The organism is Plantibacter sp. MPB07, assembly GCF_046619465.1.
In the GTDB taxonomy this organism is placed as follows: domain Bacteria; phylum Actinomycetota; class Actinomycetes; order Actinomycetales; family Microbacteriaceae; genus Plantibacter; species Plantibacter auratus.
Genome location: NZ_CP177043.1, coordinates 3,468,709 through 3,493,003 on the forward strand (window position 1 = coordinate 3,468,709; position 24,295 = coordinate 3,493,003).

The 24,295-nt window shown below is 70.3% G+C and carries 21 protein-coding genes; 10 read left to right on the top strand and 11 right to left on the bottom strand.

Annotated elements, in window-relative coordinates:
* Positions 1-72 precede the first annotated feature (72 nt).
* Positions 73-1,731 (top strand): extracellular solute-binding protein, encoded by a 1,659-nt coding sequence (locus ACLIME_RS16125; RefSeq protein WP_411557546.1) that lies wholly within the window; start codon positions 73-75, stop codon positions 1,729-1,731.
* Between the two features lie 13 nt (positions 1,732-1,744).
* Here the strand turns inward: ACLIME_RS16125 and ACLIME_RS16130 are convergent, their stop codons facing one another.
* Both ACLIME_RS16130 and ACLIME_RS16135 read right to left on the bottom strand, forming a co-directional pair.
* Positions 1,745-4,597 carry a hypothetical protein gene (locus ACLIME_RS16130; protein ID WP_411557547.1) on the bottom strand — a complete coding sequence of 951 codons (2,853 nt, stop codon included), beginning with the start codon at positions 4,595-4,597 and terminating at the stop codon, positions 1,745-1,747.
* Between the two features lie 67 nt (positions 4,598-4,664).
* On the bottom strand, positions 4,665-6,158 hold the full coding sequence (locus ACLIME_RS16135) for a purine-cytosine permease family protein (RefSeq protein ID WP_411557548.1): 1,494 nt from the start codon (positions 6,156-6,158) through the stop codon (positions 4,665-4,667).
* A 187-nt stretch (positions 6,159-6,345) separates the two neighbouring features.
* On the opposite strand from ACLIME_RS16135, the gene ACLIME_RS16140 reads away from it, so the two are divergent.
* From ACLIME_RS16140 to hisD, 3 genes are all read left to right on the top strand, one after another.
* Positions 6,346-7,209 carry a nitrilase-related carbon-nitrogen hydrolase gene (locus ACLIME_RS16140; RefSeq protein WP_411557549.1) on the top strand — a complete coding sequence of 288 codons (864 nt, stop codon included), beginning with the start codon at positions 6,346-6,348 and terminating at the stop codon, positions 7,207-7,209.
* Positions 7,210-7,239: 30 nt separating this feature from the next.
* Positions 7,240-8,172, top strand: coding sequence for a LysR family transcriptional regulator (locus ACLIME_RS16145; RefSeq protein ID WP_079704685.1), 933 nt, complete (start codon positions 7,240-7,242; stop codon positions 8,170-8,172).
* A gap of 94 nt (positions 8,173-8,266) precedes the next feature.
* Positions 8,267-9,583, top strand: coding sequence for a histidinol dehydrogenase (gene hisD, locus ACLIME_RS16150; RefSeq protein ID WP_411557550.1), 1,317 nt, complete (start codon positions 8,267-8,269; stop codon positions 9,581-9,583).
* A gap of 39 nt (positions 9,584-9,622) precedes the next feature.
* Here hisD and ACLIME_RS16155 read toward each other — a convergent pair whose 3' ends face one another.
* Entirely contained in the window at positions 9,623-10,282 is a 660-nt protein-coding gene (locus ACLIME_RS16155) for a HEAT repeat domain-containing protein (protein WP_411557551.1), read from the bottom strand.
* Between the two features lie 106 nt (positions 10,283-10,388).
* Between ACLIME_RS16155 and ACLIME_RS16160 the strand changes: the two genes are divergently transcribed.
* On the top strand, positions 10,389-10,715 hold the full coding sequence (locus ACLIME_RS16160) for an NIPSNAP family protein (RefSeq protein WP_079000967.1): 327 nt from the start codon (positions 10,389-10,391) through the stop codon (positions 10,713-10,715).
* A 45-nt stretch (positions 10,716-10,760) separates the two neighbouring features.
* Here the strand turns inward: ACLIME_RS16160 and ACLIME_RS16165 are convergent, their stop codons facing one another.
* Positions 10,761-11,843, bottom strand: coding sequence for a sensor histidine kinase (locus ACLIME_RS16165; protein WP_411557552.1), 1,083 nt, complete (start codon positions 11,841-11,843; stop codon positions 10,761-10,763).
* Positions 11,840-12,496, bottom strand: a complete 657-nt coding sequence (locus ACLIME_RS16170) for a response regulator (protein WP_124768339.1) — start codon at positions 12,494-12,496, stop codon at positions 11,840-11,842. The genes ACLIME_RS16165 and ACLIME_RS16170 overlap by 4 nt, the downstream gene beginning before the upstream one ends.
* 242 nt (positions 12,497-12,738) lie before the next feature.
* On the opposite strand from ACLIME_RS16170, the gene rffA reads away from it, so the two are divergent.
* Positions 12,739-13,956, top strand: a complete 1,218-nt coding sequence (gene rffA / locus ACLIME_RS16175) for a dTDP-4-amino-4,6-dideoxygalactose transaminase (protein WP_411557553.1) — start codon at positions 12,739-12,741, stop codon at positions 13,954-13,956.
* Entirely contained in the window at positions 13,953-15,179 is a 1,227-nt protein-coding gene (locus ACLIME_RS16180) for a glycosyltransferase family 1 protein (protein WP_411557554.1), read from the top strand. The genes rffA and ACLIME_RS16180 overlap by 4 nt, the downstream gene beginning before the upstream one ends.
* Positions 15,180-15,212: 33 nt before the next feature.
* Here the strand turns inward: ACLIME_RS16180 and ACLIME_RS16185 are convergent, their stop codons facing one another.
* The 4 genes from ACLIME_RS16185 to ACLIME_RS16200 form a co-directional block, all read right to left on the bottom strand.
* A complete protein-coding gene (locus ACLIME_RS16185) occupies positions 15,213-15,719 on the bottom strand; it encodes a hypothetical protein (RefSeq protein ID WP_411557555.1) in 507 nt (168 codons plus the stop codon).
* A 127-nt stretch (positions 15,720-15,846) separates the two neighbouring features.
* The gene (locus ACLIME_RS16190; RefSeq protein ID WP_411557556.1) at positions 15,847-17,175 is read right to left on the bottom strand and encodes an MFS transporter; all 1,329 of its coding nucleotides are present in this window, start codon (positions 17,173-17,175) and stop codon (positions 15,847-15,849) included.
* Positions 17,175-18,191: an alpha/beta hydrolase gene (locus ACLIME_RS16195; protein WP_411557557.1), complete on the bottom strand. Its 1,017-nt coding sequence runs from the start codon at positions 18,189-18,191 to the stop codon at positions 17,175-17,177. Before ACLIME_RS16195 ends, ACLIME_RS16190 begins: the two co-directional genes overlap by 1 nt.
* Entirely contained in the window at positions 18,188-19,234 is a 1,047-nt protein-coding gene (locus ACLIME_RS16200; RefSeq protein ID WP_411557558.1) for an alpha/beta hydrolase, read from the bottom strand. Before ACLIME_RS16200 ends, ACLIME_RS16195 begins: the two co-directional genes overlap by 4 nt.
* A 110-nt stretch (positions 19,235-19,344) precedes the next feature.
* On the opposite strand from ACLIME_RS16200, the gene ACLIME_RS16205 reads away from it, so the two are divergent.
* From ACLIME_RS16205 to ACLIME_RS16215, 3 genes are all read left to right on the top strand, one after another.
* Complete coding sequence (locus ACLIME_RS16205; RefSeq protein WP_411557559.1) at positions 19,345-20,352, top strand: LacI family DNA-binding transcriptional regulator; 1,008 nt, start codon at positions 19,345-19,347, stop codon at positions 20,350-20,352.
* 77 nt (positions 20,353-20,429) lie between these two features.
* Positions 20,430-22,751 (top strand): carbon starvation CstA family protein, encoded by a 2,322-nt coding sequence (locus tag ACLIME_RS16210; RefSeq protein ID WP_411557560.1) that lies wholly within the window; start codon positions 20,430-20,432, stop codon positions 22,749-22,751.
* Positions 22,751-22,942: a YbdD/YjiX family protein gene (locus ACLIME_RS16215; RefSeq protein ID WP_411557561.1), complete on the top strand. Its 192-nt coding sequence runs from the start codon at positions 22,751-22,753 to the stop codon at positions 22,940-22,942. The genes ACLIME_RS16210 and ACLIME_RS16215 overlap by 1 nt, the downstream gene beginning before the upstream one ends.
* 28 nt (positions 22,943-22,970) lie before the next feature.
* Here ACLIME_RS16215 and ACLIME_RS16220 read toward each other — a convergent pair whose 3' ends face one another.
* The gene (locus ACLIME_RS16220) at positions 22,971-23,267 is read right to left on the bottom strand and encodes a hypothetical protein (RefSeq protein ID WP_079704698.1); all 297 of its coding nucleotides are present in this window, start codon (positions 23,265-23,267) and stop codon (positions 22,971-22,973) included.
* 143 nt (positions 23,268-23,410) lie between these two features.
* On the bottom strand, positions 23,411-24,079 hold the full coding sequence (locus ACLIME_RS16225; RefSeq protein ID WP_411557562.1) for an NYN domain-containing protein: 669 nt from the start codon (positions 24,077-24,079) through the stop codon (positions 23,411-23,413).
* Between the last annotated feature and the right edge of the window lie 216 nt (positions 24,080-24,295).

Sequence of the window (24,295 nt, forward strand, 5' to 3'; positions counted from 1 at the left end):
ACCTCCACCCGGCACCGTCGCCGGGACCTCACCCGCGCCCCTGGCGCCAGCCCCACCTCGAAGGAGACCACGATGAACGACACCACCTCCGGCCTGTCACGCCGCACCTTCCTCACCGCGGCCGGCGTCGGCCTCGCCGTCCTCGGCCTCGGTTCCGCGCTCGCCGGCTGCACGCCAGGCGGCGCGACGTCCGGTGCCGCGGGTTCCGGAGCCCTCGTCCCGCTGCCCACGTACGTGCCGATCACGAAGGGACCGACCCCGGACCTCGCCGGCTCGGCCACGGTCCAGCCCGTCTACCTCTCGGCACCGAAGGAGGCCGAGCTCTTCACCTCGGTGTCCGGGAAGGCCGCCGTGAGCGGCACGGTGTCCGGGTTCGTCATCTCGTACAGCCCGCCGGCACCCGCGTCGAACAGCTACCTCCAGGCGGCCGAGCAGGAACTCGGCTGCAAGCTCGACCTGCAGGTGGTCCCGGCCGACTCGTTCGCGCCCAAGTTCGCGACGGTCATGGCCGGCGGCAGTGTGCCGGACCTCGTCGAGTTCCTCGCGTTCCAGCTGCCGCCGTCCTACCCGCAGCTGCTGAAGGCCCAGTTCGCGGACCTGTCCGACCACCTCTCCGGCGACAAGGTGAAGGCGTACCCCAACCTCGCGAACCTGCCCACCCCGTCCTGGGAGGGCTGCCGGATCAACGGCCGGATCTACGGCGTCCCGGTGAACCGCCCGCCGTTCGGCAACATGCTCATCTCCCGACCGGACGTCATCAAGGACCTCACGGGAGCGGAACCCGCTCCGAAGACGAAGGACGAGTTCACCGAGCTCTGCAAGGCGGTCACCGACGCCAAGCGCAACCGGTACGCGATCAGCGGGCAGAGCAACGGCGACAGCGTCGACTGGGCGTACGACTTCATGGGCGCGATGTTCGGGGTGCCGAACGGTTGGGAGCTGCAAGGCTCGAAGCTCGTCCACAAGTGGGAGTCGGACCGCTGGCTCGAGACGCTGTCGTACATCAAGGAGTTGAAGGACGCCGGGTACTACCACCCGGACACCCCGAGCATCTCCGGCTCCCAGGCGAAGACCTACATGGCCAACGGCACGGTCTTGATGCACCAGGACGGCATCTCGGCGATCATCGACCCCAGTGCCCCCGAGGGCGTGGTCTACGACGCGATCCTCCCGTTCGCGGCGGACGGCGGTGCCGGCATCGTCTACCAGGGCTCGTCGATGTTCTCGTTCACCGCCATCAAGCAGGCGGACGACGCTCGGGTGAAGGAACTGCTGACGCTGCTCAACCACCTCGCGGCGCCCTACGGCAGCACCGAGGGGTTCTTCCTCCAGTACGGCCGGGCCGGCGAGCACCACACGCGTGAAGCGGACGGTCGCGTCGTCCTGACCGAGGCGGGTTCGGCACAGATCGGCCCCACCTCGTTGAACCGACTCGCCGCTGCACCGCAGATCCTCGCCAGCGCGGTGCCGATGGAGGAACGGCTACGTCGCTCGCACGCCTGGCAGGAGCAGGCCTCCCCGATGCTGCAGAAGAGCCCGATCACCGGGCTGTACTCGGAGACCGCCGGCAAGACGTCCTCGTCGACGAACGCCCTGTCGTCGACGATGAACGAGTACATCCTCGGCCGGACCGGTTTCGACGCCGTGAAGTCGGGCATCGCCTCGTGGAAGAAGTCGACGAACGACAAGGTGCGGGCGGAGTACCAGGAGCAGCTCGAGAAGCTGTCCTGACGGCGGCCGGCGGTCAGGCGCGGGGTCTGGCCCACATGACGACGCCGTACCAGGCGATGACCGCCACGACGCCGGCGATCAGCCCTCCGAGGACGAGGTCACCGAACGGGTCGTCGCCCGCGACGCCGTTCAGGGTCCAGATGCCCAGGATCACCGCGGCGGCGAGGGCCGACGGGGTCAGCCAGCGCACCGCGTCGCGGAGCAGACCCGGCTTCGGGGCCCGGCGCCGGGCCGACCCGAGGGCGCCGATCACGGAACCGAGGATGGCAAGCCCGGCGAGGACCACCGTGAGGAACCCCGGTGCCAGCGCCGCCGTCCGGGCCCAGGCCGCGGCATCGGCGTCGGTACCGGCGACCGTCCCGGCCGGGAGGTCGAGGACCACGCCGAGGTCGTCGCCACGGACGTCGAGCGGCCATCCGCCGTCGTCGTCAGGCGTGAGCTCGATGGTCGCCGTCTCGCGGCCGGAACCACCCTCGGACGCCGCCGGTCGCCAAGTCCCGGCCTCGGTGGGGGTCCACCCGGCATCGACGGCGTCGTCGAGGAGTTCGTCGTCGGCGGTGAAGCTGAGCCGGAACGGCCCCTGCGCGACGTCCTCGTCCCAGGCGACGCCGCTCGTCCAGCCGTCGAGGAGCGCGACCCAGCTGACCCGGTCGACGTCCCGTCCCTTGACAGTCGCGGAGACGGCCGGCCTCGTGGCGGTCGTCTGGATCACGACGTCGTGCAGGCCGGTGCGCACGTCGGCGAAGGTCGTGCGGAGCAGCAGCCGGCCCTCCGCGCGTTCCGTCGTGAAGGGCGCATCATCGCCGTCGACCGTCACCCGGTCGACCGTGAGGCCGAGGTCCTGGCCGTCGACGACGGCGGGCCATTCGCGCACCACCTGTGCGGGCACCGAGCCCTCGTCGGAGAAGTCCACACCGAGACGTTCGGTGACGCGTAGTCGCGCACCGTCACCGTCGGTCCGCGTGAGCTCCGCGTCGAGGTCGGCTGTCGCGATCGTCGTGAGGGTCGATCCGGGGATGTCGCCCGTGTAGGAACGGGGTGTCTCGGACTCCAGCGACGGCGCCGGGAGGACGTTCACGGCGACGATCGCGCCGACGACGAGCAGCACTGCGAGCACCCGGACGGCGATGCGCGGTCCGGTCAGGAAGCCCGCTCTCGACCCGTCGGCGCGCGAGGCGCGATCGGCCGCGGCCGCCGGCATCGTGATCTCCGGGGCGATCAGCGCGGCGACCCGTCTGCCCGTCACCCGAGGCGGAGCGCCGAGCACGGCGTAGGGCAGGAGGCGGTCGCGCAGGGTCGCGCGATCGAGCAGCTGCGTCCGCTCGGCGTAGACACGAATGCCGAGGAGGTGCTGCTTCACGAGCGCACCCCTGCGGGTCAGCGGCCGGGCGGTCAGGGCGATCGCGAGGACGATGACGGCGAAGACGGTGGAGAGGCCGACGAAGGCGAGCGGCCACCACACCACCGCGAGCACCGTCTGATGGGAGAGCTGCCGGACGATGCCCCACTGGAGGAGGGTCAGCGCGATCGGTGCGGCGATGAACCAGTCACGCACGAAGCCCTTCGGCACCCGGCGGAGACCCGCCTGGATCTGCCCGGCGCGTTCCGGCCCGGTGAGGTACCGACGCAGGGCACGGGGTCGGTCGCCCAAGCGGCCGGCCCGCTTGGCGGCACCCGCCGCCGCGATGAGGCGCGCCTGTCGTTTGGCCTGCTGCTTCGTGCCGCTGATCGCGGCGTCCTTGAGACGTTCGGCGAGCTCCATCGTGGCGGGCGACCGCAGGAGGTGCGCCGCAGTGCGGGGCGTGATGCCCTCCGGCGGTTCCGACTGGGCGAGGTACCACGGACGTCCGCGGGCATCACCCCACGCGACCGCGCGGGCCGCGAACGACAGCAGGAGCGTCGCAGCGAGGACGAGCATCGGCAGGACGGGGCCGAAGGTCTGCACCCAGAAGATCCAGGACTGCGGGGGCATCGTGATCGAGCCGGCCTCGAACGGCATGGTGAACCGCGCCTGCGCGTGCGGTGGGGCCGCGTCTTCGCTCGTGAACGCGTAGACCACCTCGCCGGGTGGGGCGTCCGGCTCCGGGGTCAGCCACTGCCCGGCACCCACGAGGGTCCATGCGAGGGAGCCGCGCGGTTGCCGGACGAGACGGTCGTCGAGCTCCTGTGGGATGGTCACCCGCACATCGAGTTTCGCCACGGCCTGCTGCAGGTCGGGGCCGAACACGTCCCATCGGAGGAGGTCGACGGGCTGCCCGGTAGCTGGGTCGGTGTCGACGTAGGCGAGATCGGAGAGCTGGTACCGGATGACGAGCTCGTGGTCGCCCGTGAGTTGCTCACCGGGGTCGACGACGAGCCGGAGGAAGACCGCTGCCCGCTCCCGGGTCACGTCCTGCTTCACGCCGTCCAACGTCACCGTGATCGCTGACGGGTCGAGGGCGTGCCCCTGGTACTCGGTCGCGAGCACGCGTTCGATCGTGCGGTCGTCGAGGTCCTTCGGGAAAAACGCGTCGATGCGCTCCTCGACGTCGGTGACGAGTCGGCCGTCCTCGTCTGTCGTCACGCGGTAGTCGGCGCTGAAGGAGCGGGCGATCCAGGTGTCGGTGACGTCGGATGCCTCGTCGGTGAGGTCGTCGAGAGTGAGGGGCGGGTTGATGACCGGGCCGACGAGGAGGAGGATCCCGCCGACGGCGACGAGCCCCCAGAGCTGCCACAGCCCGCCGCGGAGGCGGGAGCCGCCACGAGACTGCAACCATCGCTCGACCCGCAGGAGCCAGGCGGAGAGGAGGGTCCACAGTGGCGTGTGCCGGGGCGCGGGATCCGGGATGCGGCTGTCGGGTTCGCCCACGCCGTCCGGTTCCGTCACGTCGTCGAGTGTAATCCCGTGGCGTCGCGCGCCCGGACGCCAGCCGTCGCTCGGCGACGCCGGGAGCTCAGCGACGCCGGGACGTGAAGGCGACCGCCTGGTGGCCCGTCTCGGTGACGTCGCGCTCGGCCGCCGCACGCTCGCGCCCGAGGTCGAGCGACCGGGAGAGAAGCACATAGGCGATCGCGGAGGCGGCGAGACCGATGAACAGGGCCAGGTCCGCCCCGCCGAGCAGCTGCGCGATCGGACCGGTGAACCACACCGTCACGACGAACGGGATCATGGCGACGATGCCGATCGCGTAGGCGAGGAGGCCACGCCAGCCCCAGGCGCCGTAGACGCCGTTCGGGGTGAAGATGTCACGGACGACGTAGTGACCCTTCCGCACGAGGTAGTAGTCGACGAGGTTGATCGACGTCCACGGCACGAGGACGTAGAGCAGGACGACGAGGAAGCTGCTGAAGTTCGCGAGGAACTCGCCGGTGCTCAGCAACGAGCCGATGACGGCGGCCGAAGCGATCGCGAGACACGTGACGACCCGCAGGGTGCGCGTCGGCCGGACCGGTCGGATGGAGTCGATGATCGTGATGGTCTCGATCGACGCCGCGTAGATGTTGACCGTGATGACGCTGATCAACCCGGGCAGCGCGGCCACGAGCAGCCACGTCCCGGAACCCGGCAGGATGGCGTCGGCGGCGTCACGCACCCCTTCGAGCGGGTCGGCGCCCTGGAACGCGCTGGCGACGAACGCACCGAGCCCCATCAGCCAGACCGCGCCGACGAACACGCCGCCGTAGGTGTAGAACAAGGCCCGCCCGGGGTTCGTCTGCGGTGGGAGGTAGCGCGAGTAGTCGGAGACGTACGGTGCCCAACCAAGCGCGTACGCTGCGGCACCACCGAACTGCACGAGGAACGCGACCCAGCTGAAGTTCGCGAGCGACAGCGCGTCGGCCGGCAGCGGCACGACGAAGGGGACGACGACCGTGAACAGCCCGAAGGTGATGAGGAACAGCGCGGTGAGCCACGACTGCGTCCGGTGGATCCAGGAGTACCCGAAGATCGCGAGGAGGACGGCGACGCCGCTGATGAGCACGTACCAGCCCGCACCGGCGTCGACACCGGTCGTCATGGTGAGGACGTCCGCGCCGAGCATCTGGTTGAACATGTTGAAGCCGACGAGGCTGAAGACGACGATCGCGCAGATGAGGACGACGCCGCGATAGCCGAACTGGGCGCGCGACTGGATCATCTGCGGGAGTCCCAGCTGCGGCCCCTGTGCGGAGTGGAAGGCCGTGAACACGGTGCCGACGGCCACGCCGAGGACGATCGCGAGGAGGGACGTCGCGAGGTTCGCTCCGAGCGCCGCGCCGAGCATGCCGGTCGCCAGGGTCGTGACCTGCGCGTTCGACATGAACCAGAGCGAGAACAGCGAGCGCGGGCGACCGTGACGCTCATTGAGCGGGACCCAGTCGATGGAGCGGGATTCGACGAGGGACGGCTGGGTGTCACCCGCTCCGGCGGCGGAACCGGACGGGGGAGTGGGGGCGGCGGGTGTCGCCATGGCTGGCCTCCAGGGCTCGGGCGGTCGAGGAGTGCGACGGGCAGCCGGGGGTCTGCCTCAGGTCGGGGACTCGCTCGTGCCGACGACGGTATCCGCAGCCCACGGACCGGCACAATCGGCCATGCCCCGATCCCAGCCATCGGGGAACACGATGGTCCCGTCCGCGAGGGCTTCGTATGATCGCTGGATGACCAGCACCGACCCCACGGGGTTCACAGACCACAGCGACCCCGACGCGCACAGCATCCGGGTTCGCGCCCACGAACTCGCCCCCGTCCTCGGCGACCTCGACGGTAACCTGCGCACGATCGAAACGGCCGTCCGGGACGCTGTCACGGACGGGGTCCAGCTCCTCGTGCTGCCCGAACTCGCGACGAGCGGCTACTACCTGGGCAGCCCGGAGGCGGCCCGCGCGGTCGCGCTCCCGAGCGACGCGCCGGTGTTCAGTGACTGGGCGTCGCTGCTCCCCGAGGACACCGTGGTGGTCGTCGGCTTCTGCGAGCTGGACGGCGAGGAGATCCGCAACAGCGCCCTGGTCCTCGGCGCCTCGGGGGTGCTCGGGGTCTACCGGAAGGTGCACCTGTGGGACGAGGAGCAGTCCGTCTTCGTGGCGGGTCGCGAGACCCAGCCGGTGGTCGAGACGCCGCTCGGCCGGCTCGGCATCCTCGTCTGCTACGACCTCGAGTTCCCCGAGGTGCCGCGGGGTCTGGCGCTCAGAGGCGCGGACCTCCTCGTCGTCCCGACGAACTGGCCCCTGGTCGAGCGCCCGGAGGGCGAGCGGGCACCCGAGGTCGTCCAGGCGATGGCGGCGGCACGAGCGTCCGCGATCCCGATCGTGTGCTGCGACCGCTCCGGCACCGAGGCAGGCAACCCCTGGACCGAGGGCACCACGATCATCCCGGCCGACGGGTGGCCCGTCGGTGGGAAGGACGCGCGGGGACGGGTGGACGCGACCCTCCGGATCGACCGGGGCGCGACCAGAATCGGACCACGCAACGACGTGCTCGCCGACCGGCGGCCCGAGCTGTACGGGACGCTTACGGCGCAATGACGGGAGAGCGCTCCTCGCTAGGCTGACCGCATGACCCTCGCGCAACTCCGCGCTTTCCTCGCCGCCTACGAGAGCGGTTCCTTCACCGCCGCGGCCGCCGAGCTCGACAGCAGCCAGGCCTCCGTGTCCGAGCTCGTCAGCCGCCTCGAACGCGAGATCGGCCTGCAGTTGTTCGCCCGTGGTGCGCGTCGGCTCGTCCCGACGGCGGCCGCCGAGGAGCTGCGCGAGCACGCCAGACGCGCGGTCGCCGCGATCGACGGCGGACTCGACGCGCTCTCGGCGATCACCTCCCTCGACGGCGGCGTGTGCACCTTCGGCGTCCTGCGCAACGCCGCCTACTACGAGCTGTCCGACCTCGTGCAGCGCTTCCACCAGCGGTACCCCAACGTGCGCGTGCGACTCGTGGGGCTGAACTCGGCACTCGTCGCGGACTCTGTGGCGAGCGGCGAGATCGAGGCCGGGCTCGTCGTCCTCCCGGTGCCCGTCGCGGGCCTCGCCATCCGGCCCCTCTTCCGCGACGAGGTCTTCTACGCCTCCACCACCAGGGATCCCGCCGCGGGCCCGGTCGGGATCGACGAGTTCGCGGACGCCAAGCTCGTGCTCTACGACGCCTACGCCGGGTGGCGGGATCCCACTCGGCTGCAATTGCTGGAGCGCGCTCGCCTGCAGGGACGGTCGATCGAACCGGCCGTCGAGGTCGAGCACGTGGAGACCGCCCTGAGCCTCGCCGCGACCGGGGCCGCGGACACGATCGTGTCCGGCACGGTCGCCCGCACCGGCGGGTTCCCGGAGCAGCTGACGCTCACCCCCTTCGCCGAACCGCTCTACGACACGATCGCGCTCGTCCAGCGCGAGGGCGCCTACCTGTCGCCGGCCACCGCGCGGATCGCCGAGCTCGCCGAGCACACCCTGCTCGCGGCGGCGGAACCCGACCAGGTGATCGCGACCACCCCGAGACGCTGAGCGTCGACCGCGAACCGGCGTATCGGATGACCCGATGGCTCACGCAGGCACGTCCCCCGTTGTCGCCCGCGCACCGCGTTCGTACGCTCGCAGCATGCGTTTCAGTCCTCCCGTGCTCCAGTCCCTCGACGGCTCCTTCCGTCACCTCAAGACCCCGCTCGTCGACGCTCCACCGGCGCAGCGCGATCCGGCCGTCATCGAGACCGTCTCCGCCATGCTGCTCGACATCGAGCGTCGCGGCATGGACGCCGTCCTCGACGCTGCCAAGCGTCTCGACCGGTACGAGGGCGGCGACGTCGAGCTGACGCGCGAGCAGATCGCGACCAGCGGCGACCGGCTCCCCGCCGACCTCCGCGCCGCCATCGACCTCGGCGGCGAGCGCACCCGGGCCTTCGCCCAGGAGCAGCGCTCCCACCTGCAGGACTTCGAGACCGAGCTCGTCCCCGGGCTCGTCACGGGCGTGAAGTACGTGCCCGTCTCCCGCGTGGGCGCCTACCTCCCGGCCGGTCGCTTCCCGCTCACCGCGAGCGCGTTCATGACGGTCGGCGTCGCCAAGCAGGCTGGCGTGCCGACGGTCATCGCCTGCACCCCGCCGCAGCCCGACGGCGGCGCGAACGACGCCGTCGTCTACGCCGCGCACGTGTCCGGCGTCGACCGCGTCTTCGTCCTCGGCGGTGTGCAGGCGCTCGCCGCGATGGCCTACGGTCTGCTCGGCGAGCTGCCGATCGACATGCTCGTCGGTGCGGGCAACGCCTTCGTCGCCGAGGCCAAGCGGCAGCTGTTCGGCACGGTCGCGATCGACCTCCTCGCCGGTCCGTCCGAGGTGGCCGTCCTCGCGGACGAGACCGCGGACCCGATCCTGGTGGCCGCCGACCTGCTCGGGCAGGCCGAGCACGGTCCGAACTCGCCGGCCGCCCTCGTGACGACGTCGGAGGAGCTCGGCCGCGCGGTCATCGCCGAGGTCGAACGCCAGCTCCCGACGCTCTCGACCGAGTCGATCTGCGGGCCCGCCTGGCGCGACTACGGCTCGGTGACCGTGGCCGACGACCGCGAGACCGCCGCGGCGCTCATGGACGACCTCGCCCCGGAGCACCTCGAGGTCATCACGGCGGACGACGCCTGGTACCACGAGCGGTTGCTCAACTACGGGTCGATCTTCCTCGGTGCGTGGAGCACCGTGGCGTACTCGGACAAAGGCATGGCCGGCACGAACCACGTGCTCCCGACCGCCGGCGGCGCCAAGCACAGTGCCGGGCTCTCGGTGTCGCGGTTCCTGAAGCCGCTCACCTACCAGCGGATCGCCGAGGCGGCGACACCCGAGCTCGCCGACGCGGTGCAGGTCATCTCCGATTCGGAGGGGATGGCGGCGCACAGCGCGACGGCGACGCTCCGCACGGCCCGGCTCAGCTGAGGCGGTCGGCACTGAGGCGGTCGGCGCGCACCCGCTCGGTCAGTCACCCTGGCGGAGCGAGTGCTGGGCCTCCTGCATCGCCTCGTCGAAGTCCAGTTCGGGGTCGTGGAGGATCCGGGCGGTCGCGCGAGCGTGCGCGCGGGCCTCTCGCTCGAACGCGTCGGATGCAGCCGTCTGTTCGACGGGTTCGATCGAGGGCTCGCCGATCGTGGCGAACGCGCGGGTGAGACTGAGCTGCACCTCGCGGTCGCCCCGGCCGAACTGCCTCGCCAGCAGCTCGGCGAGCGCCGATGCCTCCCGCTCCGGGACGACCCCTGCGGCGGTGCGCCAGGCGGCTCGGGCGACCTGATCCTCCTCGTCCTCCAGCAGCGCCAGGGTGATGGCCGACCAGGTGCGTGGGTCTCCGGTCTTCGAGAGGGTGTGCAGCGCCTGGCTGCGTGCCTGTGGGAAGACCGACCCGAGTTCCTCCATCAGGCGAGGAACGGTCACCTCGGGGTCGTGCCGCACGAGTGCCCAGGTCAACATGTCGCGCACGAAGAAATCGGGCTCCACGGCGCAGCGGTCGACGAGGACCTCGATATAGGCGGTCCTCGGGGTGGTGCCCGCGGCGAGCGCAGCCTGGAGCCGGTCTGAAGAGGCCGGCACGCGGAGGGCGCGGGCGAGCCCGTTCGCGGCGGCGTCGTCGTATTCCGAGGACATCTCGACCACCTTCCGGGGTGTGGGGACGGGTTTCCAGCGTAGGTGTCCGGTGACGCCGACGGCCCCCTATGACGGCGCTCGTCGTGCGGACGGCCAGACTGGACCCATGATCACCATCCACCTCCGCTACCAGATCGACCCCGAGCAGCTCGACACCTTCACCGAGTACGGGCGGCGCTGGATCCGCCTCGTGAACCGGCTCGGTGGCGACCACCACGGCTACTTCCTCCCAGCGGAGGGCGACAACGACGAGGCGTTCGCGCTGTTCAGCTTCCCCTCGCTCGCCGCGTACGAGCAGTACCGCATCGCCGCGACGACGGATCCGGAGTGCATCGAGGCCTACGAGCTCGTGCGGGGCACCGGTTGCATCGTCCGCTTCGAGCGTCGTTTCCAGACACCGCTCTTCGGCGACGAGGCGGACCTCCGACCCTGAGCCTCAGTGACCCTGAGCCTCGGTGACCCAGAGCCACGGTGAGCGTCAGTAGGGCGCGCGGAACGTCAGGGTGAACCGGGTCGGCGCGTCCTCGGTGAGGAGGGACCCGTTCAGGAGTTCGGCGCGTTCGCTCAAGCCGACGAGGCCGTGGCCCGCGGACGACCACGAGCTGTCCGACGTGCGTGCGGGTCGGGCGTTCCGGATGACCACGGTGACCTCGTCTGCGGAGGCTTCGGCGCGTACGTCGACCGCGGCCCCCGGCGCATGCTTGCGCGCGTTCGTCAGTCCCTCCTGCACGGTCCGGTAGATCGCCCGCTGCACGGGTGCGGGGAGGCCGTCCGGCAACTCGATGGCGGAGGTGACGGCGATGCCGCTGTCCGCGATCAACCGGTCGAGATCGTCGACCGTCGGTTGCGGGGCCAGCGGCGCATGACCGGTCTCCGCGCGCAGCAGCGTCACCATGTCCCGCAGCTCGTCGAGCGTGCGCGACGCGAGCGAACGGATCGTCACCGCCATCCGCTTCGTCCCGGGTTCCTCGGTCTGCACCTGGATCGCGCCGGCCTGGACGGCGATCAGGCTGACCTGGTGGGAGACGACGTCGTGCATCTCCCGGGCGATGCGCGTGCGCTCCTCGACGAGGACGTCGGAGGCGATGCGCGCCCGCTCGCTGCGTCGGATCTGTTCGAGGTCGTGTATGCGGTCGAACAGTTCGCGGCGGGTGCGGACGAGCAGGCCGAAGGCGATCGGTGCCGCCGCGTAGAGTGCGGCGTACACGATGGACAGGATCGTGTAGTTGGGCGACGTCCACCCCCACCACGGCACCGCGGCGAGGACGAAGACCACGGCGCCGGTCGTGACGAGCCGCCAGCGTCGCCGTTCCCGCACCGCGACGGAGAAGAGCGACGCCAACCCGGCCAGGGTGGCGAGGTTCAGGGTGAAGGCCGGCACGGCGAGGAGGAGCGACAGCCACGGCCAGCGTCGCCGGAAGACGAGGCCGACGGCAGCGGCGATCGCCAGGCCGGACTCCCAGGGCGTCGCCCACTCGAGCGTCGTCAGGCTCTCGACGGCCGCCGCCGCGATGAGGGCGAGTTCGAGGAGGACCGACCAGAGCCGCGAGCGCCGCTTCACCGGGGGTCCGCTTCGTCGCCGCGGACCCCGGCACGCTCGGCGATGATGGCGGCTTCGAGTCGGGTCGTCACCTCGAGTTTGCCGAGGATGGCACTCACGTGGTCCTTCACGGTCGCGCGGCTGAGGTGCAGTGCCTCGCCGATCTCGGTGTTGGACGCGCCCGTCCGGAGCGCCGCGAGCACGTCCTGTTCGCGGCCCGTCAGCCCGGACAGTCGCTTCGCCGCCTCGCGGTCGGCGGTGCGGGCGAATCCGCCGACGAGCGTCCGGGACACCTGCGGCGAGAGCACGATGCCGCCCGCGGAGAGGGACCGGAGCAGCATGGGGAGCTGCTCCGGGTCCGTGTCCTTCACGAGGAACCCCGCGGCGCCGCTGCGCAGAGCGCGGGCGATGTAGTCGTCGGAGTCGAAGGTGGTGAGGATCGCGACGACGGGCGGGTCGTCCCAGGTCTGCAGCTCGTCGAGGATGTCGAGCCCGTTGCGCCCGGGCATGCGGACGTCCAGGAGGACCACGTCGGGACGGCTCGAGCGGATCGCCTCCACGGCGCCGATCCCGTCGACCGAGGCGACGACCTCGATGTCCTCGACGGCACCCAGGATGAGTTCGAATCCGGACCGCACCAACGCCTCGTCGTCGACGATGGCCACTCCGATCACGGTGTCCTCCTCAGCTCGACTCTCACCCTACGAGTCCCGGGAACCGGGCGGCGACGGCCGGGATGCTGAACCCGCCAGGTGGCGGGGGTGGAATAGCCCGCAGCAGGATGCGCGTCGCGCCGACCCGGGCGGATACTGAAGCGCCCCGGTGACGTGCGCGCCACTCGGAGCATCGACATCGAGGGTGTCGATCGAACGTCCGGGGGAACCACGATGCGAGAACAGTCATGATACGAGTGCGCGTGGAGCAGCGGATCCCGCTGTCGAAGCCCTTCCACGCCGCCGGTGAACTCGAACAGCTCGAACGCGTCCTCGCCGGAGACCACGTCCACGGCGACGGTGCCTTCACCGCGTCGGCATCCGAGCGCCTCAGGGACCTCTCGGGCGCGCCGCACGTGCTCCTGACCACCTCGGGGACCCACGCGCTCGAGATGATGACCCGCCTGATCGGCGTCGGTCCCGGCGACGAGGTCATCCTGCCGACCTTCACCTTCCCGTCGGCGGCGAACGCGGTCGTCCTCGCCGGAGCGACGCCGGTCTTCGTCGACAGCGACCCGGTGACGGGCAACCTTGATCCTCAGCACGTCGCCGACGCCATCGGACCACGCACGCGGGCGATCTCGATCATGCACTACGGCGGTGTCCCGGTGGACGTGCCCGCGTTCCAGCAGCTCACGGACGAGCACGGGCTGCACCTGCTCGAGGACAACGCGCACGGCCTCGGGGTCGCCGGCGACGGTGTCCGCCTGGGCACGGTCGGAGCGATGGCGGCCCAGAGCTTCCACGACACGAAGAACGTGCACTGCGGCGAGGGCGGCGCCCTGCTCATCTCCGACGAGACCGTCCTGCTCCGCGCCGAGATCATGCGCGAGAAGGGGACCGATCGGGCCCAGTTCCTCCGCGGGCAGGTCGACAAGTACAGCTGGGCGGACCTCGGGTCGAGCTACCTGCCGAGCGAGCTCAACGCCGCCGTCCTCGACGCCCAGCTCCGCGAGTTCGACGTCATCCAGGGGCATCGGCACCGCATCTGGGACCGCTATGCGGCCGAGCTCGCCGAGTGGGCTCACGATCGCGGCGCGACGCTCATGGACCCGCCCGGTGGTGTGCATGCCGCGCACCTGTTCTTCCTCCTGCTGCCGGATGCGCAGGTGCAGCAGGAGTTCCTGCGGCACCTCCAGGCGCACGGTGTCGGAGCGGCCTTCCACTACGTGCCGCTGCACTCGAGCGCGGCGGGCCGGCGCTACGGCAGAGTGGTCACCGAGCCGCAGCACGCGGTCCGGTTCGCCGAGCGTCTCGTCCGGCTCCCGTTGTGGCCGGCCATGACGGACGACGAGGTGGACCGGGTCATCACGGCGGTCCGCGCGTTCGGACCCGTGGCACCAGCAGCACCAGCGGCACCAGCGGCACCTGCGGCACTCGCAGCGACGGCATCGACGGGACAGGACTCCATATGGGCATGATCGGGCAGGGGCTCCGAGCCATCCGCGGCGAGGGCGTCCGATCGACGCTCTGGCGCGCCGCGCACTTCGCCGACGGACGGTTCAACCCGATGCGGCGCAAGCCGACGGACCTGTACCCGAGCGACGCCATCGCCGCGGACTGGACGGTGCCGCGGAACTTCAACGCCGTCGAGTTCCCGGAGCGCCTCTATGACGTGGCGTGGTTGATCTCGCCGCCGAGCCGGACCTCGGGCGGGCACCAGAACGCCTTCCGGTTCATGGAGTTCCTCGAGCGCGCCGGGCACCGGCTCACGATCTACCTGTACCAGGCGTCGGCCCAGCCCGCGGTCGACATCCCTGGGATCCGGGCGATGATGGCCGCGAGCAGCGCGTACCCGGAGCTGCAGGCCGACCTCGTCCGGTACGACCCGACGACCGGCATCGCGCCGGGCGCGGACGTCGTCGTGTCCTCCGACTGGCAGACGGCCTACCCCGCGTTCCGCTACGAGGGGCCGGCCAAACGGTTCTCCTTCGTGCAGGACTTCGAACCGTGGTTCTACCCGGCCAGCAGTGAGTACGTGCTCGCGGAGAACACCTACCGGTTCGGGTTCCACGGCTTCTCCGCTGGGCCGTGGCTCGCGCAGAAGGTCGCGGACGAGTACGGGATGAGCTGTGACCACTTCGACTACTCGGTCGACAAGCAGCACTACTCGCACGTGAACGACGCGCCTCGCACCGAGATCCTGTTCTACGCCCGCCCGCCGACTCCTCGACGCGGTTGGGAGGTCGGCGAACTCGCCCTGACCGAGTTCCACCGGCTGCGCCCCGACATCACGATCAACCTCGTCGGCTGGGACATGTCGGGCTACGAGACCGGGTTCCCGTTCGTCAACCGGTCGGCGATGGACATCTCGGAGCTCAACGCGGTCTACAACCGGTGTGCCGCGGGTCTCGTCCTCTCGCTGACCGACATGTCGTTGTTGCCGCTCGAGATCATGTCCTCCGGCGTCGTGCCCGTCGTCAATGACAGCCCGAACACGACCGGGGTGCTCGACAGCGAGCACATCGAGTACGTCCCGTTGTCGCCTGCGGCCATCGCCCGTCGCCTCGTCGACATTGTCGAACGGCCCGACGCGGTCGAGCACGCGAAGCGGATCTCGGCGTCCATCACCGCCGCGGACTGGTCCGACCCGGGCACGCAGTTCGTGGCGCAGTTCGAGCGCGCGATGCGTACGTCGATCTGACGAGTCTCCGCAGCGTCAGCGAGCCTGCACGGGTCAGCCCGCCCGCACCTGTCGGCCCCGCGAGTCGATGTCGGGCACCGTGGCGGTGGTGGCTGCTTCGCGCGAGCCGAGGGCGGTGAGCGCGAGCTCGACCGCCTCCCGCACGCTCAAGCCGGTCGCCGTGAGGGTGTTCAGCTGCGCGAGGGCCTCGGGATCCACGATGACGACCGAGACGGGCGACTCGGGCCCCGCCTCGCCCACGGCGGACCCGGCGCGAGCCCGACGGGTGGCGAGCCCGCGAGCGATCCACGCCCGGTTCCGCTCGACGTCGATCTTCAATAACCGTTTGTTGTTCCGGACCCGTTCGGCGACGAGTCTGCCCTCGTGGATGTCGGAGTACACCTGCCAGCGCGGGTAGAGGAGCCGGGTCGCGAGGTCGGTCGGTCGCAGTGGGATCGGGAGGTCGTCGATGAAGTCCTGCAGCACGGCGTCGGCGAGCGCCTCGCGGAGCAGTCGCCGCTCCAGGGTGTCGTCGGGCGAAGCTGGGAACGGCAGGGTCATGGGGATCCGGTGGTCAGAGGTCGGGTATGGTCCAGTGTCACTCCGGGTCCTGCGCCCCGGGTGGACTTCACCTGGAAACCACCCCGGAACCAACCCCTGCAATCCGTTGACCGTGCAGGCGCCGGTCTCATCGCACGGACCTGATCGGCAGGACGGCGAGTCCGCCCAGGACGGCGAACACGATCGCCGCGACATACAGCGCGTGATAGTTCTCCCCGCCACCGAGCGCGAGCAGGGGGACGGCGACGATCGGAACGAGCAGCTGTGGGAGCTGATAGGAGAGGGAGACGATGCCGAGGTCCTTGCCGGCCTCGTCGAACGACGGCAAGACCTCCGTCATGAGGGCGATGTCGACGGACACGTAGGCCCCCTGCGCCGCTCCGACGATGAAGATGCCGACGAGGAACACGGTGACGTCGGGGGAGATGATCGCGACCCCGAGCCCGACGGCGCTCAGGAGGCTGGAGACGAGCACGATCGGCTTGCGTCGCCCGGTCCGGTCGGAGATCCAACCGAACAGGACCGTCATGACGATGTTCCCGACTGTGAAGATGATGAGCGCGTTCGCCTGGACACCCGACGCCTGCTCCTTCGGGATGCCCAACTGGTCGATGATGAAGAACAACAGGTAGATCGACACCGAGACGATCGACATCGTCACGAGCAGGCGGCAGGCCCACGCCCAGAAGAAGTCGCGATAGCGCACGGGGTTCAGCCAGTAGGTGGACAGGACGTCGGCGAGGCGCAGCGGCGGAGCAGGGACCGTCCGCACGATGTCCCGGAGCCCGAACACGAGCGCGGTGCTCAGGACGCCACCGATCAGGCCCGGCACGACGAACCAGGTCCACCGAGCATCATTGGGGAGGGCGGCGACGATCTGCGCACCGACGATCAGGGCGAGCCCGCCCGAGACGCTGGCGGCGGCCGCGACACGCGCCCGGATCCGCGCCGGGATCTGATCGGCGAGTAGCGCGTGCACCGCCATGTTCGTCGCACCGAAGCCGAGCTGCACGATGCTCCACCCCAGGATCGTCACCGCGAGGCTGTCACCCGTCGCCAGGATCGCGACCCCGCCGAGCGCCACGACCGCGCCGCCGAGCATCCAGGGCCGCCGCATCCCGAAGCGCGAACGCGAACGGTCGGACAGTCGGCCGAACAGTGGCGTGATGATCATGATGACGACGCCGCCGACCGCCGCGACGATCGAGAGGTTCGTCCCCTTCGTCGCGTCGTCGAGAAAGGCGAGCGCCTTCGGGATCGACGCCCCGCTGATGGTGCCGAGCGCCAGCGTGACCCCGAACCAGGCCAGCACGAACAGCGGCAGGAAGCCGCGCGCCTGCGGTGAGCCGGGGACGGCGTCCGGCTCGACCGCCGCGACGGGGACGGCGTCACCGATCCGCGGCTCCGGCTCGACGGGCCCCGTGGACGGACCGGTGGGTGGGGTGTGAGCTGACATCATCGTCTCCTCGGCTGGATCGGTTCGGGCGCGAGCGGGTTCGTCCCGTAGGCCTCACGGAGCGCGGTGGCCTGGACCGCCTGCCACTGCCTCGCGCCCGCCATGACGGCCGTGAGACCACCCGACGCATGGACGTGGCCGCGCCCGATCCACGTCACCGTCGGGACCCCCGCCTCCACGAGTCGGCGTCCGTACGCCAGACCCGCGTCGCGGAGCGGGTCGTGCTCGGCGACCTGGATCAGCGTGGGCGGCAGGTCCGAGAGGTCGTCGGCCTCGAGCGGGGAGGCGTAGGCGTCCGCCGCACGCGGACCGCCGAGGTACAGCGGCACGAGTGCCTCCGCGTCGTCCAGCCCGAACCCGCGCGCGTACCGGGTGGCGGAGTCGCCCGACGGGGTCAGCGACACCGCGGGGACCTCGAGCGCCTGATGGACGAGGGGGAGGTCACCCGAGTCACGCAGGTGGAGGACGGCGCTCGCCGCGATCCCGCCACCCGCCGAGTTGCCGGCGATGCCCAGGCGGTCTGGATCGACGTCGAAACGGCTCGGGCCTGCTTCGGAGGTCAGGACCCGCAGGGCGTGGATGGTGTCGTCGACGGCGGCCGGATAGGGGTGCTCGGGTGCGAGCCGGTATCCGAGCGCGACGATCTGGATCCCGGCGGCGAGCGCCCGGGCGGCGAGCAGTCGGTCGTTCAGGAGCTCGTGGACGGTGCCGGACGTGAAGCCGCCGCCGTGCAGCGCGAGTTGGGTCGGCGCCGGAGACGGGAGTCCTTCCGGGCGGTATCGGCGGAGCTCGAGCGGCCCGGCCGGTCCGTCGATCCAGCTCGTGGTGATCTCGACCGACGGTGGCGCGGGTTCGGTGAACTCCTCCGCCAGGAGGTCGGAGAGCCGCCGCGCCGCTTGCCGACGGAGGGCGAGGTCCGAAGAGCGGAGTGCCGGCAGCTGCTCCGCGTGCTGCTCGATCCGCGCAGCCCAGGCGAGGATGCCCGGGTCCAGCCGCAGCTCCTCCACGGACGTCACCGCGAGGCCTCCGCCGGCTCGCGGAGCGGCGCGCCGTAGCTCACCGGGTCCTCGTGCAGCGTCCGCAGGGTCGTGATGACGTCGCGGTGCAGGTGGTCTGCGGCCGGGACGTGACCGGTCAGCCCGCCGGAGGTGTGCGTCTGCCCGATGTACCGGACGCAGCTCACCGGCACGCCGGCCTCGCTCAGCACGCGGGCGTAGGCTTCGCCGTCTCCGCGGAGTGGGTCCATCTCCGCCGTGTAGATGACGGCCGGTGGCAGATCCCGGTGGTCGGTCGCGAGGAGTGGCGACGCGTACGGTTCGTGCTGCGTCGCCCGGTCCGGCCCCAGGTACTGGAGCACGAGCTGGCGCGCGAGGCGACGCAGGATGGCACCCGGCACCTGCGTGATCCCGCGGGCGTCGAGGTGTCCGCGCGTCAGGTCGAGCGCCGGAGCCTCGAGCAGCTGCAGCCGGATCGGCCGCTTGGCGCGGTCCCGGTTCATGAGGGTCACGGCGGCGGCGAGGTTCCCGCCCGATGATGCACCACCGATCGCGAGTCGGTCGGGGTCACCGCCGAGTGAACGCGCGTGTTCGGCCGCCCACTCGAACACGGACCAGCACTGCTCCGGCTGTGCGGGGTACCGGACCTCCGGGGCCAAGGAGTACTCGCCGGCGACGATGATGACACCGGCCTCCCTGGCGCGGCGACGGAACCCGGCGTCCCAACCGATCCAGTCGATCCCGGCGATCGTGAAGCCACCGCCGAAGAAGTACACGAGGACGGGTCGGCCACCGGACACACCGTCGGCCAGGGCGGGGAGTCGCTGCTGGTCGGGCCAGTAGACGCGGAGCCGTGCGTCCGGGTGGCCGGGCACGTGGACGGTGTGGTCCTCGGTCGCTGCCACGAGGGTCTCGGTGCCGAGCGCCTCGGAGGACACCCGGTCGAAGGCGGCCGCGTGTGCACGCCGCCCGGCGGGATCCTTCGGCTCGGGCGTCTGCAGCGCTGCCAGACGCCCGGTGATCGCCGTGACGAACGCGTCGACGGTGGGCTTGCTCCGAGCCATGGTGTTCCTCCGATCCCGGCATCGATGCCGTGTCCGGTTCGAGTATCCGCTATCGAAGAACTTCGATCAAAGAACTTTTTACGAGCTAGGATCGTCGGAGGAGGTGCGCCATGGACGAGCGACCGCAGAAGGCGACGATCTACGCGGTGGCCAAGCGTGCCGGCGTGAGCATCTCGACCGTCTCCCTGGCCATCAACCACCCGCAGCGGGTGAACGAGGCGACGCGACGATCGGTCATCGCCGCAGCGACGGAGCTCGGTTACCGCGGTGGTGCCGCCGCGAGCGGTGCTCAGCGGATCGCCGTCGCTGCGCCGTTCTCGAGTTACGCCTCCTACTACCGGCGACTCTCGGGGATCATGGAGCGCGCCGCGATGGACTCGGTCGAGATCGTCGTGCACGACCTCCCCTCGGCGGCGGGGAGCGACAGTCCCGTCCTCGACGCGCTGCCCATGCGAGCGGGGATCGACGGCATCGTGGTGATGGGCGTGCCGCTGTCACCGGCCGCGTTGGAGTCGAAGGCGCTCCCCGGCCCGCCCGTCGTCCTCGTCGACGTCCCGGACGGCGCGCAGCGGCGGCTCGGGCTGCCCTCCGTCCTCATCGACGACGAACGGGGTGGTGAACTCATCGCGCGACATCTCACGGAGCTCGGTCACGAACGGGTGGTGTTCCTCCACGAACCGCAACGCTCCGAGGAGTACGTGTCGGCCGGCATGCTGCGGGCGCGCGGCCTCGGTCACCTGCTCTCCGTCTCCGAGGCCGTGGCCGACGTCGCCTCGACAGACCTCGTCGAAGCCGTCGGTGCCGCGCTCGAGCGGGCGTTCCGGGTCGACCCGGAAGCGACCGCCGTGGTCGCCAACCACGACGAGCTGGCCGCCGCCGCGCACCGGGCGTTCCGCGTCACCGGCGCGCACCTGCCCGTGGGACGCTCGCTCGTCGGCTACGACGACGGACCGCTGGCTTCCGCGCTCGACCTCACGACGGTCCGCCAGCCGTTCGAGGAGTCCGGGTACGCGGCGCTCGATCTCCTGCTCGGCCGGCTCTCGGGTGAGCACGCCCGCGTCTCATCAGTCCAGCTCGCACCCGACCTGGTCGTCCGAGGCACCACCTTCCGCGTCTGACCCGACCTCGCGAGCGCCCGCCGCCGCGACGCTGTTACCCTCGACGCACGAACACCACCGTTGAGGGAGGAATCGTCATGGGCAACGACGCCGGACGACAGGACCGAGCACGCGCAGGATCGAAGCGGGACGGAGCGCTGCAGCCCGCGGGTGGCGGGGAGGCGGAACCCGTCCTGGTCCAGGATCCGGAGCTGCCGCCCACGGCGGTCGACGAAGCCGACCTCGCCCCGAGATGGACCCCGGCGAAGGTGATCCTGTGGGTCGCCATCGCCTTGCTCGGCGGTCTCGCCTGGACGATGCTCGCCCTCGTCCGGGGTGAGACGGTCAACGCGATCTGGTTCGTCTTCGCGGCGGTCTGCACCTACCTCATCGCCTACCGCTTCTACTCGAAGCTCATCGAACGCAAGCTGCTGCGCCCCGACGACCGACGAGCCACCCCGGCCGAGTACCTCGCCAACGGCAAGGACTTCGTCCCCACCGACCGCCGGGTGCTGTACGGCCACCACTTCGCGGCGATCGCCGGAGCCGGTCCACTCGTCGGCCCGGTGCTCGCGGCACAGATGGGCTACCTGCCCGGCACCATCTGGATCATCATCGGCGTGATCCTGGCGGGTGCCGTGCAGGACTACCTCGTCCTCTTCTTCTCGATGCGCCGCGGCGGCCGCTCCCTCGGCCAGATGGCGCGCGACGAACTCGGCGTGATCGGCGGCACTGCGGCGATCATCGCGACGCTCGCGATCATGGTCATCATCGTCGCGATCCTCGCCCTCGTGGTCGTCAACGCGCTCGGCGAGAGCCCGTGGGGTGTCTTCAGCGTCTCCATGACGATCCCGATCGCACTCTTCATGGGCGTGTACCTGCGCTTCATCCGGCCGGGCAAGATCACCGAGATCTCGATCATCGGTTTCGTCCTCCTCATGTTCGCGATCGTGGCCGGCGGCTGGGTCGCCGAGACCGAGTGGGGCGCCGCGGCGTTCACCCTCGACCGCACGGTCATCGCCGTCGGGATCATCGTCTACGGCTTCGTCGCCGCGATCCTGCCGGTGTGGCTGCTCCTCGCACCACGCGACTACCTCTCCACGTTCATGAAGATCGGCACGATCGTCATGCTCGCGGGAGCGATCGTCCTCGTCCGCCCGGAGATCACGGTGCCGGCGTTCAGCGAGTTCGCCGGTGGCGACGCCGGCCCGGTCGTGAGCGGCTCGCTGTTCCCGTTCCTCTTCGTCACGATCGCGTGCGGCGCCCTCTCCGGCTTCCACGCGCTCATCGCGTCCGGCACCACGCCCAAGCTGATCGAGAAGGAGCGCCAGACCCGTTTCATCGGGTACGGCGGCATGCTCATGGAGTCGTTCGTCGCGATCATGGCCCTCGTCGCGGCACTGTCGATCGACCGCGGCATCTACTTCGCGATGAACTCCTCCGCAGCGGCCACGGGCGGCACCGTCGAGGGCGCGGTCGCCTTCGTGAACTCGCTCGGCCTCGCCGGAGTGAACCTCACGCCCGACGTGCTCACGCAGACGGCGGCGAACGTGGGGGAGGAGTCGATCGTCTCCCGCACCGGCGGTGCACCGACGCTCGCCCTCGGCCTCGCGCACATCATGCAGCAACTCATCGGCGGCACGTCGCTCATGTCGTTCTGGTACCACTTCGCGATCATGTTCGAGGCGCTGTTCATCCTCACCGCGGTCGACGCCGGGACGCGCGTGGCACGCTTCATGCTGCAGGACACCTTCGGCAACATCATCCCGAAGTTCCGCGACCCGGACTGGCGGGTCGGAGCGTGGATCTGCACCGCGGTCATGGTGGCGGCGTGGGGAGCGATCCTCATCATGGGCGTCACCGATCCACTCGGCGGCATCAACACCCTCTTCCCGCTGTTCGGCATCGCGAACCAGCTACTCGCCGCCATCGCGCTCGCCGTGTGCATGGCGATCGTGGCGAAACGCGGGAACTTCCGCTGGCTGTGGATCGTCGCCGTCCCGCTGGCGTTCACCGCCGTGGTGACGATCACCGCGTCGATGTTCAAGATCTTCTCGCCGGTTCCGGCCGTCGGCTACTGGGCGCAGAACGCGGCGTTCCGTGAGGCGCTCGCGGCGGGCGAGGACAGCTTCGGAAATGCGCCGACGCGGGCGGCGATGGAGGCGGTCGTGCGGAACACCACGGTGCAGGGGGTGCTCTCGATCCTGTTCGTGACCCTCGCGATCATCGTCATCTTCTTCGCGATCCTCCACACCGTGCGGTCGTTCCGCTCGGGCGGTGGGCCGAGTTCGGAGGATCCGGCGCTGCCGTCGCGACGGTACGCGCCGTCGGGGCTCATCGCCACGAAGGCGGAGAAGGTGCTCGAGCGCGAGTGGTCGACCGTGGACACCGACAAGCGACCCGCGCGGTCGGGGCACTGATGGCCGGCTTGCGGCGGGGTTGGGCCGCGCTGCGGTGGTTCGTCACCTCGCTGATGGGCGACACCGCCTACGCCACCTACGTGGATCACCAGCGTCGCGTCCATCCCGACGCCGCCGTCCCGGACGAGCGCACATTCTGGCGGGAGCGCTTCGCGGAGCAGGACCGGACGCCCGGCTCGCGCTGCTGCTGAACGCGCGGGGCGCTCGTGCCGTCGCGTCCTACTGGTCCACGGCGTGGACGGAGAGGACGACCTGCTCCTCCGGCACGAGCGCCTCGAGGGCTTTGCGAGCGCTCGGGTAGTCGCGACCCTCTGCCTCGATGGTGCGGGTTGCCGTCGGTCGGAAGACCGCGGTGCCGACGAGGTCGCCGTTCACCCGCCCACCGCCGTGCAGCCCGGCGAGGGCGTGCCCGGGCGGGGTGGAGGCGAGGACGGCGGCACGCAGGGCGGCGACGTCGGGTGCGGAGGCTTCGGTGGTGATGGTCGCGCGGTCGCGGACGGTGGCGATGAGCTTCACCCCTCCAGCCTACGGAACGTCGTGTTCCGGGCAACCCTCCACAACCTCTGCCGGAGGCAGATGCTGGAGGTATGATGGATCTACACACCCCCGGACACTTCGGTTACCGGTTAGAAGGCCCCACTCGTTGGGGCCTTCGGAATTTAAGTGGTCGACCAAGCGGGCGGGCGATGGAATCTGCCCACGGCATCGGTGAGCTGGTCGGGATACTGACAGGCGCTGAGGTCGGATTCTTCAATGGTGCCGATGACATCAGGGGCCGTCTTCACCAGTTCTTTCGAGAGGCGGGCGGTCGGCATCGGAAAGATGATGCCAGTCCGGTACCCGAGCTCGTGCTTGAGCATCGAGATCGGCCCGGCCAGGTCGGAGTCGTTCGACAGCATGACGTAGAGGTCGGCAGTGTCCGCGTGTGCGTCGGCGATCATCCTTGACGCCAGATTGACGTCCGAACCCTTCTCCTCAAGTTTGCGGACGGCGACGGTCCTGTGGCGTCCCGTCACTGGGTCGATGGTCACTGGGTGGAGGGGCATGTGACGCTTGTCGTTGCGGAACGTCCCGAGATGGACCTCGACGCGAGGGTCGGCCCGGACCGCACGCAGATACATCTGCTGACGCACAGGTGTCTGAGGATCGATTGCCATTCCGGGCCGAAGCATCGCCGTGAAGTAGCGCACCAGATCGATGTCATACCCAGGCAGGAGCCGTTCGGAGAATTTCGGCAGGTCCAGCCACTTCAGGTGTGGTCTGCCCGTGAGCAATCGGCGGTAGAGATTGAAGCCGTCGACGTAGACGCGCGCTCTGGGTCGTGGCATGCGTTCAGGGTATGGGGCTGACGGTGAACACCCGGCGCAGGAGGCGCTTCGACGTATACAAGTTCACTCACGTCGCAGTGGGGAGCGCACCCCATCCGCCGTGACCCGCTCGTGTACCGTCGAGACGAGCGTCGGACCTGAAGGCGGCTTGAGGTCGATGCGAGGAACGAGGGTGGGACACCGTGCACAGTCCGGATGAGTTGCTCAGTGTCGGCG

Excerpts from the sequence above, each read along its gene's own strand:
- ACLIME_RS16125 (WP_411557546.1), top strand. The coding sequence starts at position 73 with ATGAACGACACCACCTCCGGCCTGTCACGCCGCACCTTCCTCACCGCG.
- ACLIME_RS16135 (WP_411557548.1), bottom strand. The coding sequence starts at position 6,158 with ATGGCGACACCCGCCGCCCCCACTCCCCCGTCCGGTTCCGCCGCCGGA.
- ACLIME_RS16140 (WP_411557549.1), top strand. The coding sequence starts at position 6,346 with ATGACCAGCACCGACCCCACGGGGTTCACAGACCACAGCGACCCCGAC.
- ACLIME_RS16145 (WP_079704685.1), top strand. The coding sequence starts at position 7,240 with ATGACCCTCGCGCAACTCCGCGCTTTCCTCGCCGCCTACGAGAGCGGT.
- hisD (WP_411557550.1), top strand. The coding sequence starts at position 8,267 with ATGCGTTTCAGTCCTCCCGTGCTCCAGTCCCTCGACGGCTCCTTCCGT.
- ACLIME_RS16155 (WP_411557551.1), bottom strand. The coding sequence starts at position 10,282 with ATGTCCTCGGAATACGACGACGCCGCCGCGAACGGGCTCGCCCGCGCC.
- ACLIME_RS16160 (WP_079000967.1), top strand. The coding sequence starts at position 10,389 with ATGATCACCATCCACCTCCGCTACCAGATCGACCCCGAGCAGCTCGAC.
- ACLIME_RS16180 (WP_411557554.1), top strand. The coding sequence starts at position 13,953 with ATGATCGGGCAGGGGCTCCGAGCCATCCGCGGCGAGGGCGTCCGATCG.
- ACLIME_RS16185 (WP_411557555.1), bottom strand. The coding sequence starts at position 15,719 with ATGACCCTGCCGTTCCCAGCTTCGCCCGACGACACCCTGGAGCGGCGA.
- ACLIME_RS16190 (WP_411557556.1), bottom strand. The coding sequence starts at position 17,175 with ATGTCAGCTCACACCCCACCCACCGGTCCGTCCACGGGGCCCGTCGAG.
- ACLIME_RS16200 (WP_411557558.1), bottom strand. The coding sequence starts at position 19,234 with ATGGCTCGGAGCAAGCCCACCGTCGACGCGTTCGTCACGGCGATCACC.
- ACLIME_RS16205 (WP_411557559.1), top strand. The coding sequence starts at position 19,345 with ATGGACGAGCGACCGCAGAAGGCGACGATCTACGCGGTGGCCAAGCGT.
- ACLIME_RS16210 (WP_411557560.1), top strand. The coding sequence starts at position 20,430 with ATGGGCAACGACGCCGGACGACAGGACCGAGCACGCGCAGGATCGAAG.
- ACLIME_RS16215 (WP_411557561.1), top strand. The coding sequence starts at position 22,751 with ATGGCCGGCTTGCGGCGGGGTTGGGCCGCGCTGCGGTGGTTCGTCACC.
- ACLIME_RS16225 (WP_411557562.1), bottom strand. The coding sequence starts at position 24,079 with ATGCCACGACCCAGAGCGCGCGTCTACGTCGACGGCTTCAATCTCTAC.